Here is a 14,476-nt window from a genome sequence, read left to right as displayed (position 1 = left end):
CCGAATCGCAACTGGTCACGATATGTGCGGAGAAAACTCTCTAAGCAACGTAATCGCCCGTGCCTCGCCATTGCCCCACAACGGACAAAGACCATCTTTCAGGGCACAAGCCAACGTGCTTCGCCTTGATCGACTCGGGTTCCTGGAAGTCGGGGTGTCCCGGTCGCCTTGACACCCCGGTTTCCTGAAACCCGAGTCGATCACGGGCGGTGCCGGGCATGGGCTGCACGTGGGCGTGGGCCGGGGGCATGGCTGGGGGCCGTAGGGAGCGGGCCCGCGTCCCACCATCGTGTGGCGGTGACGCGGGCCCGGTGTGCCCGTGGGTCGGTCAGCCCTTGGCCTGCGCCTGGAGCTGCCGGAGGTTGTTCAGCTCGGTCTGCTGGGTGGCCTTCATCGTCCGAGCCACCCGCAGCACCTCGTCGTTGTCGGTTTCGCCGAGGGCCGCGTCGATCATGTGGATGCCGCCGAGGTGGTGGTCGTACATCAGGGCTAGGAACTGTCGGTCGACCTCGATGCCCTTGGCGTCGCGCAGGGCGGCCATCTGCTGCGGGGTGGCCATCCCCGGCATCAGCCCGTTCTTGACCGTGGCTCCGTCGGACATCCACGACATGGGTGGCTGTGACCCGGTGGGGCTCAGGTCCCATTCGCGCAGCCAGGTCTGCATGGCGCCGATCTCGCCCTGCTGCCCGGTGGCGATGTCGACGGCGATCTGTCGCACCTCGGGGAGGGTGGCCGACCGGTACGCGATCAGGCTCATCTCCACCGCCTGCGCGTGGTGGGACGTCATGTCCCGGGCGAAGCCCGCCTCGACCGACGCGTCACCGGGTCGGGTGAGGCGTGGGGTGAGCAGACCGCCCGCGTACCCGAGGAGCAACCCCACCACCACCATGACGGCGAGCGCCAGCACGCCGTAGCGCGACGCCGGGGCCCGGCCGTCCTCGTCCGGGACGGCCGGGGTGTCGTCGTACTCGCTGTCGGTGGTGGCGGGGGCAGTCATCGCCGTCCTTACTGAGTGGGCTGCTGCTGGAGCTCACGCGGCGTGGTGCCGGTGGCGGTGATTCCCGTGTTGCAGAGCGCCGTCGGGCCCTCGACGGAGGCGTTGACCCGCAGGTCCTTGATGAACTCGTCGATCCGCGAGTCGTCGGCGTTGTCGACCTTGAGCTGGTAGCCCCAGGCCTGCAGCGAGATCGGCTTGTCCAGGCCCTCGTACGGGCTCATCAGCGTCTTCTCGACGCCGCGCACCTTGCCGGCGAGCTTGTCGACCTGGTCCTTGGGGAGGTCGGGCCGGTAGGTGATCCACACGGCGCCGTGCTCCAGGCTGTGCACCGCGTGCTCGTTGGCGATCGGGGCGTCGTAGACGTCGCCCATGCAGTTCTGCCAGGCGGCGTTGTGCACCCCACCCACGGGCGGCGAGTAGTTCCAGGTCAGCGGACCCGACTTGTGCGACTCGTACTTCAGGCTGTCCGGGTCGGACTTGCGGATGTTGGCGATGCCGTCGATGGCGTTGGCCCGCTTGTCCCACGGCTTGGAGCCCTGGAACGACGCCCAGGCACCGTAGCCGATGATGCCGGCCGCGAGGACGCCCACCGCGACGAAGAGCGCGATGGGGCCCCAGGCGCGGCCCTGGCTCACCTTGACCGGGGTGACCGGCTTACGAGGGCCCTTGCCACCTGCCCGGGGGGAGCCCGCCGGCTTGCCGGAACCGGCCTTGGCGCCGGCGGCGGGCCGGCCGGCGGCCGGCTTCTTGCCGGTGCTGACCACGGTCGGGCGGCGCTCAGGGCCACCCGGGGTGCTGATGCTCATCGTGCCTCGTCAAGTCGGTCGGTCAGGGGAGTGGCGGGCCGGTAGACGCGCAGGGGAGCCGCCGAGTGCCCGAGTCTACCCCCGATAACATGGTTGGGTGACTCCTGCAGAACTAGCCTCGGTCGTCCTCGCCGCCGCCCACGCCGTCTTCGAGCAGCGTGGGCTCGACCGCGCCGCGCTGCCGGCGAGCACGGTGGTGGAGCGACCGCGCAACCCCGAGCACGGCGACTACGCCTCGACGCTCGCGCTGCAGTTGAGCAAGAAGGTGGGCGTCCCGCCTCGGGAGCTGGCAGCGGCCCTGGCCGACGAGCTGGGCCGGGCATCGGGCGTCAAATCGGTCGAAATCGCCGGGCCGGGCTTCCTGAACATCCGGCTCGACGCGGCTGCGGCCGGTCAGCTCGCCCGGGTGATCGTCGAGGCCGGCGCGGAGTACGGCCGCAGCGACCGGCTGGCCGGCGAGAAGATCAACCTGGAGTTCGTCTCGGCCAACCCGACCGGGCCGGTGCACATCGGCGGGGTCCGCTGGGCGGCCGTCGGTGACGCGCTGAGCCGGCTGCTGCGGGCCACCGGCGCCGACGTCGGCACTGAGTATTACTTCAACGACGCGGGTTCGCAGATCGACCGGTTCGCCAGGTCGCTGCTCGCCGCCGCCAAGGGTGAGCCGGCGCCGGAGGACGGCTACGGCGGGGCGTACATCGCCGAGATCGCCACCGAGGTGCAGGCCCGCCGGCCGGAGGTGCGGACCCTCGACGACGACGCCGCCCAGGAGGTCTTCCGGGTCGAGGGCGTCGCGCTGATGTTCGACGAGATCCGCTCCTCGCTGCGTGACTTCGGGGTGGAGTTCGACACCTACTTCAACGAGAAGGACCTGCACGACCGCGGTGAGCTGGACCTCGCGCTGAACCGGCTGCGTCAGCAGGGGCACCTCTACGAGTCCGAGGGCGCGACCTGGCTGCGCACCACCGACTTCGGTGACGACAAGGACCGGGTGCTGCGCAAGTCCAACGGCGAGTGGACGTACTTCGCCGCGGACTGCGCCTACTACCTGGACAAGCGCGAGCGCGGCTTCGAGCGGGTCGTGATCATGCTGGGCGCCGACCACCACGGCTACATCGGCCGGATGAAGGCGATGGCCGCCTGCTTCGGCGACGACCCGGAGCGCAACCTGGAGATCCTCATCGGGCAGCTGGTCAACCTGCTGCGCGACGGCGCCCCGATGCGGATGAGCAAGCGGGCCGGCACCGTGATCACCCTGGAGGACCTGGTCGAGGCGATCGGCGTGGACGCCTCCCGGTACGCGTTGGCCCGCTACTCCAGCGACTCCCCGATCGACATCGACATCGAGCTGTGGACCCGGGCGACCCGCGACAACCCGGTCTACTACGTGCAGTACGTGGCGGCCCGGACCGCGGGCGTGGCCCGCAACGCCGCCGAGGTGGGGCTGGTCCCGGGCGACGGGGAAGCGTTCCGTCCCGAACTGCTCGACCACGAGAAGGAGAACGAGCTGCTCAAGGCGCTCGCCGAGTTCCCCGCCGTGGTGGCCACGGCCGCCGAGCTGCGGGAACCGCACCGGGTGGCCCGTTACCTGGAGGAGAGCGTCGCCGCCTCCTACCACCGGTTCTACGACAACTGCCGGGTGCTGCCGCTGGGCGACGAGGAGGTCACCGACCTGCACCGCGCCCGGCTGTGGCTCAACAACGCCACCCGCACGGTGATCGCCAACGGCCTGCACCTGCTCGGCGTCTCCGCTCCCGAGAGGATGTGACATGCGGGCTCATGAGGCTGGTGCGCTGCACGCGGACATCAGCAAGCAGGGGCCGGCCTGGCTGCGTACCCCCGAGGACGTCAACGCCCTGATGCCGACGCTGTGGCCGCGCAGCGTGACGCGGGGGGCCGACGGCGCGGTCGCCGTCGCGGGCCTGAGCGTCCGCGACATCGCGGCCGAGTTCGGCACCCCGGTGTACGTCCTGGACGAGGCTGACCTGCGCTCGCGCTGCCGCGACTTCCGGGCGGCCTTCCCGACCGAGGACATCTTCTACGCGGGCAAGGCGTTCCTGTGCCGAGCGGTGGTCCGGATGATCGCCGAGGAGGGCCTGCACCTGGACGTCTGCACCGGGGGTGAGCTGGCCACCGCGTTGTCGGCCGGGATGCCGCCGGAGCGGATCGGCTTCCACGGCAACAACAAGTCGGTCTCCGAGCTGTCCCGGGCGCTGGACGCCGGGGTGGGGCGGATCATCGTCGACTCGTTCACCGAGATCGACCGCCTGACCGCGCTGGCCCGCGAGCGGGGGGTTCGGCCTCGGGTGCTGGTGCGGGTCACTGTCGGCGTGGAGGCGCACACCCACGAGTTCATCGCCACCGCCCACGAGGACCAGAAGTTCGGCTTCTCGCTGGCCGGCGGTGCCGCCGCGAACGCCGCGTTCAAGATCCTCGACGAGGGTGTGCTGGAGCTGCGTGGTCTGCACTCGCACATCGGCTCGCAGATCTTCGATGCCAGCGGCTTCGAGGTCTCGGCCCGCCGGGTGCTCGCCCTCCAGGCCCAGATCCGCGACGCGCGCGGGGTGGAGCTGCCCGAGCTGGACCTGGGCGGCGGCTTCGGCATCGCGTACACCTCCCAGGACGACCCGGCGACACCACAGGACCTGGCCAAGCGCCTCCGCAAGATCGTCGACTCGGAGTGCGCGGCGGAGAACCTGGCCGTGCCGCATCTGTCGATCGAGCCGGGGCGGGCCATCGTCGGGCCGGCCGTGTTCACCCTCTACGAGGTCGGCACGGTCAAGGAGCTCGACGGCATCCGGACGTTCGTCAGCGTCGACGGCGGGATGAGCGACAACATCCGCACCGCCCTGTACGACGCGTCCTACTCGGCGACGCTGGCCTCGCGGGCCTCGACCGCGCAGCCGTTGCTCGCCCGCGTGGTGGGAAAGCACTGTGAGTCCGGGGACATCGTGGTGAAGGATGAATTCCTGCCCGCCGACGTGCAGGCCGGAGATCTTGTCGCGGTGCCCGGCACCGGTGCCTACTGCCGGAGCATGGCCAGCAACTACAACCACGTACCCCGGCCACCGGTGGTCGCGGTACGCGACGGCCAGGCGCGCCTGATCGTCCGGCGGGAAACCGAAGAGGACCTGCTCGCTTTGGATGTGGGATGACGTCACCTGTGCGCTTGGCGCTGCTCGGCTGCGGCACTGTCGGCCAGGAGGTGGTCCGTCTGCTGCACGAGCAGTCGGCCGACCTGGCCGCGCGGATCGGCGCTCCGCTGGAGATCGCCGGCATCGCCGTCCGTCGGCTCGGCCGTGACCGGGGTGACCTGCCGGTCGACGAGGACCTGTTCACCACCGACGCGCTCGGCCTGATCAAGCGTGACGACGTGGACGTGGTGATCGAGGTGGTCGGCGGCATCGAGCCGGCCCGAGGCTGGCTGGTCGAGGCGCTGCGCGCCGGCAAGAGCGTGGTCACCGCCAACAAGGCGCTGCTCGCCGAGGACGGCGTCGCTCTGCACGAGGCGGCGGCCGAGGGTGGCGGCGACCTCTACTACGAGGCGTCCGTGGCGGGGGCCATCCCGCTGCTGCGCCCGTTGCGGGAGTCGCTGCACGGTGACCGGATCAACCGGGTCACCGGCATCGTCAACGGCACCACCAACTTCATCCTCTCCGCCATGGACGCGACCGGCGCCGGCTTCGCCGAGGCGCTCGAAGAGGCCACCGCACTGGGGTACGCGGAGGCCGACCCGACCGCCGACGTCGAGGGCTTCGACGCGGCGGCGAAGGCGGCGATCCTCGCCTCGCTGGCGTTCCACACCCGGGTCGGCGCGGCCGACGTGCACCGCGAGGGCATAACCGAGGTGACCGCCGCGGACATGGCCAGCGCCCAGGCGATGGGCTGCACGATCAAGTTGCTCTGCATCGCCGCCCGGGGCGTCGACGCCAGCGGTCGGGAGACCGTCAGCGTCCGGGTGCACCCGGCGATGATCCCGCGCAGCCACCCGCTGGCCAGCGTGGGCGACGCGTTCAACGCGGTCTTCGTGGAGGCCGACGCGGCCGGGCAGCTGATGTTCTACGGCCGGGGCGCCGGGGGCGCGCCGACAGCCAGCGCCGTGCTCGGTGACGTGGTCGCGGTGTCCCGCAACCGGCTCGCCGGGGTGCGCGCGGCCAGCGAGAGCGCATACGCGGACCTGTCGGTACGGCCGATGGGCGAGGCGTTGACCCGCTACCACGTCAGCCTCGACGTGGCCGACCGCCCGGGTGTGCTGGCCTCGGTGGCGAGCGTGTTCGCCCGGCACGACGTGTCGATCGCGACCGTACGGCAGGGCTCGGCGGGCGGGTCCCCGGGCCGGGACGGCGACGCCGAGCTGGTCATCGTCACGCACGTCGCGCCGGACGCCGCGCTCGCCGCGACCGTCGGTGAGCTGCGTGGTCTGGACATCGTCCGGTCGGTGACCAGCGTGCTGCGGGTCGAGGGCGGCGCCTGACTCGTTGGACCATCGACGGGACGGCTCGCGCGTCCCGCCAGGTGGGTAAGCCGGGGTGTGCGACAGACGGCTCGGGCAGGCTGGTCCAAGGTGACCCTGATGCCGGGTCGGCGCGGCGGTAGAGGCGAGGAGAACGACATGTGGCGGGGTCTGATCGAGGCGTACCGGGATCGGCTGCCGGTCACCGCGGCCACGCCGGTCGTCACGCTGCACGAGGGGAACACCCCGCTGTTGCCGGCGCCGGTGCTGTCCGCCCGGACCGGTTGTGACGTGCACCTCAAGGTGGAGGGCGCCAACCCGACCGGCTCGTTCAAGGACCGGGGGATGACCCTCGCGGTGTCCAAGGCGGTCGAGGCCGGCAACAAGGCCATCATCTGCGCCTCCACCGGCAACACCAGCGCCTCCGCCGCGGCGTACGCGGCCCGGGCCGGGTTGACCTGCGCGGTGCTGGTGCCGCAGGGCAAGATCGCGCTGGGCAAGCTGGCCCAGGCGTTGGTGCACGGCGCCAAGCTCCTCCAGGTGAGTGGCAACTTCGACGACTGCCTGTCGCTCGCCGCGAAGCTGGCCCAGGACCACCCGGTCGCGTTGGTCAACTCGGTCAACATCGATCGGCTGCACGGTCAGAAGACCGCCGCCTTCGAGATCGTCGAGGCGCTCGGTGACGCCCCCGACATCCACTGCCTGCCGGTCGGCAACGCCGGCAACATCTCCGCCTACTGGATGGGCTACGCGGAGGAACGGGACGCCGGCACCACCACTCGGACGCCGAAGATGTACGGCTTCCAGGCCGCCGGGGCGGCCCCGATCGTGACCGGCCAGGTCGTGCCGGAGCCGTCGACCATCGCCACGGCGATCCGGATCGGCAACCCGGCGAGCTGGACCAAGGCGTTGGACGCCCGGGACACCTCCGGTGGCCTGATCGCCGCGGTGACCGACCGGGAGATCCTTTCCGCGTACCGGCTGCTCGCCCGCGAGGTGGGGGTCTTCGTCGAGTTGGGCAGCGCGGCCAGCGTGGCCGGTCTGCTCCAGCAGGCCGCGGCGGGCGCGGTGCCGGCCGGATCGACGGTGGTCTGCACGGTGACCGGCCACGGTCTGAAGGACCCGGAGTGGGCGATCTCCACCGCGCCGGCGCCGTTGACCATCGCGAACGACCCGATGGCCGCGGCCCGCGCCCTCGACCTGGCCTGAACGCGCCACCGCCCGGTCGGTGACCGGCGGAGGCCGGCCGGTTTGCGGGACGGGCGTGGGGGCGGCGGGGGTTCTGGTGATCGTGTCGGGCACACTTTCACGTATCCCCGCCCGCATTCTCGTTCAGGAGTGAACCAGGCCGATGTCGCTGCTCGCCAGATTCAGCCTCGCCAACCGAGGGCTTGTCGCCCTCATCGCGGTGGTGATTACGGCGTTCGGAGCGTTCGCCGTGCCGTCGCTGAAGCAGCAACTGCTGCCGTCGCTCGAGTTCCCGGCCGCGTTCATCGTGGCCCCCTACCCCGGTGCCGGCCCCGAGATCGTCGAGTCGCAGGTCACCGAGCCGATCGAGAACGCCCTCCAGGGCATTCCGGGGCTGGACCAGGTCACCTCCACGTCCCGCGAGGGCTCGGCCACCGTCCAGGTGATGTACGAGTTCGGCACCGACCTGGACGACGTGGTCAACAAGATGCAGACCGCGCTGAGCCGGATCGACTCCCAACTGCCGGAGGGCGTCGACCCGCAGGTCATCGCCGGTAGCACCGACGATCTTCCGGCGGTCGTGCTGGCCGCGACCGGCACGGGGGACGAGCGGGCGCTGGCCGAGAAGCTGCGTACGGCGGTGGTGCCGGAGCTGGAGGGCGTCGAGGGGGTTCGCACGGTCGAGGTGACCGGCACCCGCGACGACGTCGTGCTGGTCACCCCGGACCCGGCGAAGCTGGCCGCGGCGCAGGTCCAGCCGACGGCGATCGGCGCGGCGCTGAAGACCAACGGCGTGGCGGTTCCCGCCGGCGCGGTGACCGACGGGGCCCTGTCCCTTCCGGTGCAGGTCGGCACGCCGATCGCCACCCTGGACGACCTGCGCGGCATCGTGGTTTCCCCGGGCGCGAGGCCCGTGCGTCTCGCTGATGTGGCGAGCGTCGAGCAGCAACTGGCTCCGGCCACCGCGATCACCCGGACCAACGGCAAGGACAGCCTCGGCATCGCGGTCACCGCCGCGCCGGACGGCAACGCGGTGCAGATCTCGCACGATATCCGCGACCGGCTCGACGACCTGAAGGACGCCTCCGGCGCGGAGTTGACAGTGGTCTTCGACCAGGCGCCGTTCGTCGAGAAGTCGATCGAGTCGCTGACCACCGAGGGCCTGCTGGGCCTGGTGATGGCGGTCATCGTCATTCTGGTCTTCCTGCTGTCGGTGCGCTCGACGGTGGTCACCGCCGTCTCCATCCCGCTCTCCGTGCTGGTGGCGTTGATCGCCCTGTGGATCGGCGACTACTCGCTCAACCTGCTCACCCTCGGCGCGCTGACAATCGCGGTCGGCCGGGTGGTGGACGACTCGATTGTCGTGTTGGAGAACATCAAACGACATCTGGAGTACGGCGAGGAGAAGCGGCACGCCATCATCACCGGCGTCCGCGAGGTGGCCGGCGCGGTGACCGCGTCCACCCTCACCACCGTGGCGGTGTTCGCGCCGATCGCGTTGGTCGGCGGGTTCGTGGGCCAGCTCTTCGCGCCGTTCGCGATCACCGTGACGGTGGCCCTGCTCGCCTCGCTGCTGGTGTCGCTGACCGTGATCCCGGTCCTCGCGTACTGGTTCCTCAAGCCGCGCGGCGGCACCGCGGACGACGAGGCGGTGCGGCGCGGCGCGGAGGAGAAGGAGCTGCGCAGCCCGTTGCAGCGGGCCTACCTGCCGGTGATCGGGTTCGCCACCCGCAAGCGGTCGACCCGCTGGATCACCGTCGGGCTCGGTCTGCTGGTGCTCTTCGGCACCTTCGGCCTCGCCCAGAAGCTGGAGACCAACTTCCTGGACGACTCCGGCCAGGACACCCTCAACATGAGCCAGGAACTGCCGGCCGGCAGTGGCCTGGCGGCCACCGACGCGGCGGCCAAGCAGGTCGAGTCGGTGCTGTCCCGTACCGAGGGCGTAACGACGTACCAGGTGACCGCCGGCGGCGGGGACAACCCGTTCGGGGGCGGCGGCAACAACATCGCGACCTGGTCGCTGGCGCTCGACGGCGACACCGACGCGAAGCAGATGCGTGAGGTGCTGCGCGAGGAGTTCGACAAGCTCGGCAGCGGACTGGGCGAGATCAGCTTCGGCGGCGGGCAGGAGGCGTCGACCAGCCAGCTGGAGGTCATCGTCCAGGCCAGTGACCCGGAGGTGCTGACCCGGGCCGCCGAGGAGGCCCGTACGGCGATGGCCGGCGTGCCGGACGTCGAGGATGTCACCACCAGCCTTGCCGCGCAGGTGCCGCGTGTCGACGTGACAGTCGACCGGGTCGCGGCCGGTCGGGCCGGGCTCACCGAGGCCGCCGTGGGGCAGCTCGTGTCGCAGGCGTTCCGGGGAGCGCCGCTGGGTCAGGTCACGCTCGACGGCAAGCAGCAGAACGTGGTGCTGCGGTTGGGTACGCAGCCGCCGATGTCGGTGGAGCAGTTGCGGGCACTGCCGGTCGGGCCGGTCAAGCTGGGTGACATCGCGCAGGTCACGCAGGGCGAGGGGCCGCAACAGGTCAGTCGAATCGACGGTGAGCGCAGTGTGTCGGTGACCGGCGCCGCGACCGGCTCGAACCTGGGTGCGACGAGCCAGGAGCTGCAGAAGCGGCTGGACGGCATCAACGTACCCGGAGCGACCTTCACCATCGGTGGGGTCAGCGCGGACCAGGCGGACGCGTTCGGTGATCTGGGTCTGGCGGTGCTGGCCGCGATCGCGATCGTGTTCCTGATCATGGTGGCCACGTTCCGCAGCCTCACCCAGGCGCTGATTCTGCTGATCTCCATCCCGTTCGCGGCGACCGGCGCGATCGGCCTGCTGCTGGTCACCGGGACGCCGCTCGGCGTGCCGGCGCTGATCGGCGTGCTGATGCTGGTCGGCATCGTGGTGACCAACGCCATCGTGCTGCTCGATCTCATCAACCAGTACCGTGCGCAGGGCATGGGGGTCCAGGAGGCGGTGGTCGAGGGTGGCCGGCGCCGGTTGCGTCCGATCCTGATGACCGCGGTGGCGACCATCTTCGCGCTGCTGCCGATGGCGCTCGGGTTGACCGGTGAGGGCGGCTTCATCTCTCAGCCGCTGGCGGTCGTGGTGATCGGTGGCCTGCTCAGCTCAACGCTGCTCACGCTGATCCTGGTGCCGACGCTGTACACGATGGTGGAGAACACCAAGGAGTCGCTGCGGGCTCGGCGTAGTCGGCGGCGCTCCGGTGACCCGGCGGTGCCCACGGCGGACACCGACGAGGCGGCTGCCCCGAATCAGGTAGCGGTGCCGAGCGCCGCGCCTGTCCCGGCGGCGGCCGGGGGTGCGCAGCCGGCCGGGCGTCCCGCCCCGTCGGGTGCGTTGGTGGAGGGCACGGACCAGTTCGAGGTGCTGCGGCTGCCCCGTAGCCGCACCTCGCCGCTGCCTCCGTCCGAGCCGACCGAGTAGGTCGGACCGCATCGCGGAACGCCCCCGGCAGGGTTCTGCCGGGGGCGTTTCCACGTTGATCGGTCGAGACACTCCGATCCGCCGCGCTCGGCACTGCGCGTCACGTCTTGCATACTCCAGGTAAGTGCTTGGGGGTGGGGTGACGCAGGACGGGCGGATGGCCGAGGGTGCGCGCGGGTGGGCGCGGCGCGAACTCCTGCGCCGCGGCATCCTGATCGTCGGCGGTGTGGCCATCGGTACGGCGACGTCCGAGCTGTGGTGGGGCACCCATCGCCGGACGCCGCTCGCCGGCGGCCCCGCCGGCGCCACCTTTGACGACGGGAACCAGGGCGTCGGCGGCGGGGCGTTGGAGGTCGTCTGGTCGGTGCCGACCGGGCAGCGACTGGTGGCCCTCACCTTCGACGACGGCCCCGCGCCACAGTGGACTCCGATGGTGCTCGAGGCCCTGGCCGAGCATCGGGTCCCGGCCACCTTCTTCCTGGTCGGGACGCAGGTCCGGCGGCACGCCGGCGTCATCCGTGACCGGCTCTCCGGGCACGAGGTGGGCAACCACAGCTGGGCACACCGGGACCTTGCCGAACTGGACGCCACCGAGGCGTACGACGATCTTCGTCGCAGCCACGACGCGATCGCCGACGTGACGGGGGTGCCGCCCCGGCTGCTTCGCCCGCCGTACGGCCACCTGGGCGGGGCGGTGCTGCACGCGGCGGCCCGGCTGGACTACCGACTCGTGCTCTGGTCGTTGCAGATGGTGGAGCGTGAGTTCCCCGGCGACCCGGCCGGCCACGCCCAACGGATCGTGGCCAACGTCCGACCGGGAACGATCGTGCTCGGCCACGACGTGGGAGCGCGTCGGCGGCTGGTCGCGTTGCGCGGACTGACCGATATGATCAACGGACTTCGGTCGCGCGGCTACACATTCGTCACCGTCTCCGCGCTGCTGGCAGCAGGTGTGACCCCCGTACCGAACAGGTAGGGTCGCGCTCCGTGGCGTCCACCCTCTCGGTTCTGACCGGCAATCGGAGCTTCCGCAACCTCTTCCTCGCCGAGTTGGTGGTCTTCGGCGCTGACTGGTTCGTCATGGTGCCCCTGCTGGTGCTGCTGCCCCACCTGACCGGCAGCGGAGTCTGGGGCGCACTGGTGTTGGCCGTGGACACCGGCATCGTGGCGCTGCTGCTGCCGTACACGGGCACGATCGCCGACCGTTTCGACCGGCGCAAGATCATGATCGCCGCGAACGTGGCCGCGCTCGCGGGCGTGTTGCTGCTGCTCGGGGTCCGGGGCGCGGGTACGGCGTGGTTGGCGCTGGTCGCGATCGGCGTGGTGGCGGTCGCCAAGGCGTTCTACTCACCGGCCGCCCAGGCTGCGCTGCCCAACGTGCTGGAGCCCCACGAGCTGGCCGCCGGCAACGCCGTGGCCGGCTCCGCCTGGGGCACCATGACCGTGGTCGGCGCCTCGCTCGGCGGCGTCCTCAGCACCGTCGCCGGCCCGTACGTCTGCTTCTGGGTGGCGGCGGTGGGCCTGGCGCTGGCCGCGGGCCTGGCGACCCGGATCCGCCGGCCCCTGCAGGCGCCCCGGGACACCACCCGACCGGCCCAGCGGACCTGGGCGGCGGTCCGTGAGGCGCTCGGCTACATCGGGCACCGGCCCCGGGTGCTCGCGCTGGTCACTGTCAAGTCGGCGGTCGGCCTGGGCAACGGCGTGCTGACCGTGTTCCCCTTGCTGGCCGGCGTGTACGGCGTCGGCCCGCTCGGTGCCGGCCTGCTCTTCGCGGTGCGGGGCGCCGGGGCGTTGGTGGGGCCGATCCTGATGCGTCGGGTGCTGACCAACCGAGCCTGGCTGCTGCCCGCGCTCGCGCTGTCCATGTCGCTCTACGGCCTGTCCTACCTGGGCGCATCGGTGGTCCGTTGGTTTCCGCTGGTGCTGCTGCTGGTCTTCCTGGCGCACTTCGCGGGCGGTAGCAACTGGGTGATATCGAACTTCGCCCTCCAGGGTGAGGTCCCGGACCACCTGCGGGGGCGCGTCTTCGCCACCGACATGATGCTCGCCACGCTGGCCATCTCGGTGAGCCAACTGGCGGTGGCCATGGTGGTGGACGTGGTGGACGAACGGGTCGTGCTCGCCGGCTGCGGGCTGATCACCCTTGTGTACGCGGTGGGCTGGCGGATCGCCACCCGTCGGCTCTCGCTCACCGACGCGACCCCCGAGCCGGTCGGCTGAACCGGGCGGTCCCAGGCTGCGGACGGGGGACCGGATCGTCGGTCCCTGGCCCCAGGGCCTGTTTCACAAGGACGGGCCGGCCTGCGGCGGGCCCGGACGACGACCGGCGGCGTTGCGGTCTCGTCCAGATACAACACCGGTATCCGGACGAAACCGCGCCTTGCCGGCTCGCCGCCCGGACTCCGCCTCGGCTCGACCGCCCTTATGAAACAGGCCCTACCATGAGCGCGTGCCGACGAACTTCACCGCCGGGCCGGTTCGCGTCCGGGTCCCCGCCACCAGCGCCAACCTGGGCCCTGGCTTCGACGCGTTGGGTCTCGCCCTGGGGCTCCACGACGACCTGGCCGCCGAGGTCACGTCAGCCGGGGTCCGCGTGACGGTGACCGGGCAGGGTGCCGGCGAGCTGCCCGACGATGACCGGCACCTCGTGGTGCGGGCCATGCGCGCCGCCTTCGACGTGCTCGGCGCCCACCCCGGGGGGTTGAGCGTGGAGTGTGTCAACCGGATCCCCCAGGCGCGGGGGCTCGGCTCCTCGTCCGCCGCGATCGTCGCCGGGTTGTTGCTGGCCCGCGCCCTGGTCACCGACGGGGAGCACCGGCTGGACGAGGCGGGCGTGCTCCGGTTGGCCGCCGAGATCGAGGGCCATCCGGACAACGTCGCGCCCTGCCTGCTCGGCGGCTTCACGGTGGCCTGGTCTGAGCCGGCCGGTGCCCGGGCGGTGTCCCTGCCGGTCGCCGACGGGGTGCGGCCCATTGTTTTCGTGCCGGCCGAACGCGGATTGACCGCCGCCGCCCGGGCCGCGTTGCCGGCCACCGTGCCGCACGGCGACGCTGCGTTGACCGCCGGGCGGGCTGCTCTGCTGGTGCACGCGCTCACCGCCGACCCGAGCCTGCTGCTGCCGGCCACGGTCGACCGGCTCCACCAGGATTACCGCTCAGCCGGGATGCCAGCGACATCTGCCCTGGTCAGCGCGTTACGAGCGGCCGGTGTGGCGGCTGTGGTCAGTGGGGCGGGGCCGACTGTGCTGGCGCTCAGCGAGCCTCCGGCGAGCTTCCCAGCGGGAACAGACTGGCAGATCTGGCAGTTACCGATAGACGTCAGCGGCGCACGGGTTGCCCGGGGTAGACTTGGACACGCCGAGCGGGACCCTGTTGCCGCAGGTCGGAAGAGTTGATTACGCTCTAGACCTAGCACAGCCGCGAAGCACGCGATCTCCTGCGGGGCGGCGCACCCCCGAAGCTCTCGGCGGTCAGCCCGTCTACCCCTGCCAAGGCCCACGCCGCACCGCAGTTTCCACAGGTCGCCGCAGACGGCGAGACCTGCTCACCGACGTTGGTGAGTCGGGATACCGACCGGCTGCTGTGTCACAGACTCCC

At 71.2% G+C, this 14,476-nt stretch carries 10 protein-coding genes; 8 read left to right on the top strand and 2 right to left on the bottom strand.

The annotated features are described in order from the left end of the window. Nucleotides 1-328: 328 nt before the first annotated feature. Together GA0070619_RS22775 and GA0070619_RS22770 are read right to left on the bottom strand one after the other, a co-directional pair. Nucleotides 329-997, bottom strand: coding sequence for a DUF305 domain-containing protein (locus GA0070619_RS22775; protein ID WP_088949939.1), 669 nt, complete (start codon nt 995-997; stop codon nt 329-331). 8 nt (nt 998-1,005) lie between these two features. After that, nucleotides 1,006-1,803: a DUF3105 domain-containing protein gene (locus GA0070619_RS22770; protein ID WP_088949938.1), complete on the bottom strand. Its 798-nt coding sequence runs from the start codon at nt 1,801-1,803 to the stop codon at nt 1,006-1,008. Between the two features lie 97 nt (nt 1,804-1,900). Here GA0070619_RS22770 and argS point away from each other — a divergent pair, with 97 nt between their 5' ends. The 8 genes from argS to thrB all read left to right on the top strand — a co-directional run bounded on the left by argS (nt 1,901) and on the right by thrB (nt 14,274). After that, on the top strand, nt 1,901-3,568 hold the full coding sequence (gene argS, locus GA0070619_RS22765; RefSeq protein ID WP_088949937.1) for an arginine--tRNA ligase: 1,668 nt from the start codon (nt 1,901-1,903) through the stop codon (nt 3,566-3,568). A gap of 1 nt (nt 3,569) precedes the next feature. Then, nucleotides 3,570-4,955, top strand: a complete 1,386-nt coding sequence (gene lysA / locus GA0070619_RS22760; RefSeq protein WP_088949936.1) for a diaminopimelate decarboxylase — start codon at nt 3,570-3,572, stop codon at nt 4,953-4,955. An 8-nt stretch (nt 4,956-4,963) separates the two neighbouring features. Next, nucleotides 4,964-6,274, top strand: a complete 1,311-nt coding sequence (locus GA0070619_RS22755) for a homoserine dehydrogenase (RefSeq protein WP_172862230.1) — start codon at nt 4,964-4,966, stop codon at nt 6,272-6,274. Between the two features lie 138 nt (nt 6,275-6,412). Then, nucleotides 6,413-7,462, top strand: a complete 1,050-nt coding sequence (gene thrC, locus GA0070619_RS22750) for a threonine synthase (RefSeq protein WP_088949934.1) — start codon at nt 6,413-6,415, stop codon at nt 7,460-7,462. A gap of 142 nt (nt 7,463-7,604) precedes the next feature. Beyond that, entirely contained in the window at nt 7,605-10,880 is a 3,276-nt protein-coding gene (locus GA0070619_RS22745) for an efflux RND transporter permease subunit (protein ID WP_088949933.1), read from the top strand. A 157-nt stretch (nt 10,881-11,037) separates the two neighbouring features. Next, nucleotides 11,038-11,856, top strand: a complete 819-nt coding sequence (locus GA0070619_RS22740) for a polysaccharide deacetylase family protein (RefSeq protein ID WP_088949932.1) — start codon at nt 11,038-11,040, stop codon at nt 11,854-11,856. A gap of 11 nt (nt 11,857-11,867) precedes the next feature. Continuing rightward, nucleotides 11,868-13,100, top strand: a complete 1,233-nt coding sequence (locus tag GA0070619_RS22735; protein ID WP_088949931.1) for an MFS transporter — start codon at nt 11,868-11,870, stop codon at nt 13,098-13,100. A gap of 229 nt (nt 13,101-13,329) precedes the next feature. Further along, nucleotides 13,330-14,274, top strand: coding sequence for a homoserine kinase (gene thrB, locus GA0070619_RS22730; RefSeq protein WP_088949930.1), 945 nt, complete (start codon nt 13,330-13,332; stop codon nt 14,272-14,274). The last annotated feature ends 202 nt before the right edge of the window (nt 14,275-14,476 follow it).

The organism is Micromonospora zamorensis, assembly GCF_900090275.1.
Lineage (GTDB): Bacteria > Actinomycetota > Actinomycetes > Mycobacteriales > Micromonosporaceae > Micromonospora > Micromonospora zamorensis.
Note: the sequence above shows the minus strand (reverse complement) of the source record. Positions and strands in the feature narration are given on the sequence as shown.

Bases quoted from the DNA above. Each gene is read 5' to 3' on its own strand.
- GA0070619_RS22775 (WP_088949939.1), bottom strand. From the start codon at position 997: ATGACTGCCCCCGCCACCACCGACAGCGAGTACGACGACACCCCGGCC.
- GA0070619_RS22770 (WP_088949938.1), bottom strand. From the start codon at position 1,803: ATGAGCATCAGCACCCCGGGTGGCCCTGAGCGCCGCCCGACCGTGGTC.
- lysA (WP_088949936.1), top strand. From the start codon at position 3,570: ATGCGGGCTCATGAGGCTGGTGCGCTGCACGCGGACATCAGCAAGCAG.
- thrC (WP_088949934.1), top strand. From the start codon at position 6,413: ATGTGGCGGGGTCTGATCGAGGCGTACCGGGATCGGCTGCCGGTCACC.
- GA0070619_RS22745 (WP_088949933.1), top strand. From the start codon at position 7,605: ATGTCGCTGCTCGCCAGATTCAGCCTCGCCAACCGAGGGCTTGTCGCC.
- GA0070619_RS22740 (WP_088949932.1), top strand. From the start codon at position 11,038: ATGGCCGAGGGTGCGCGCGGGTGGGCGCGGCGCGAACTCCTGCGCCGC.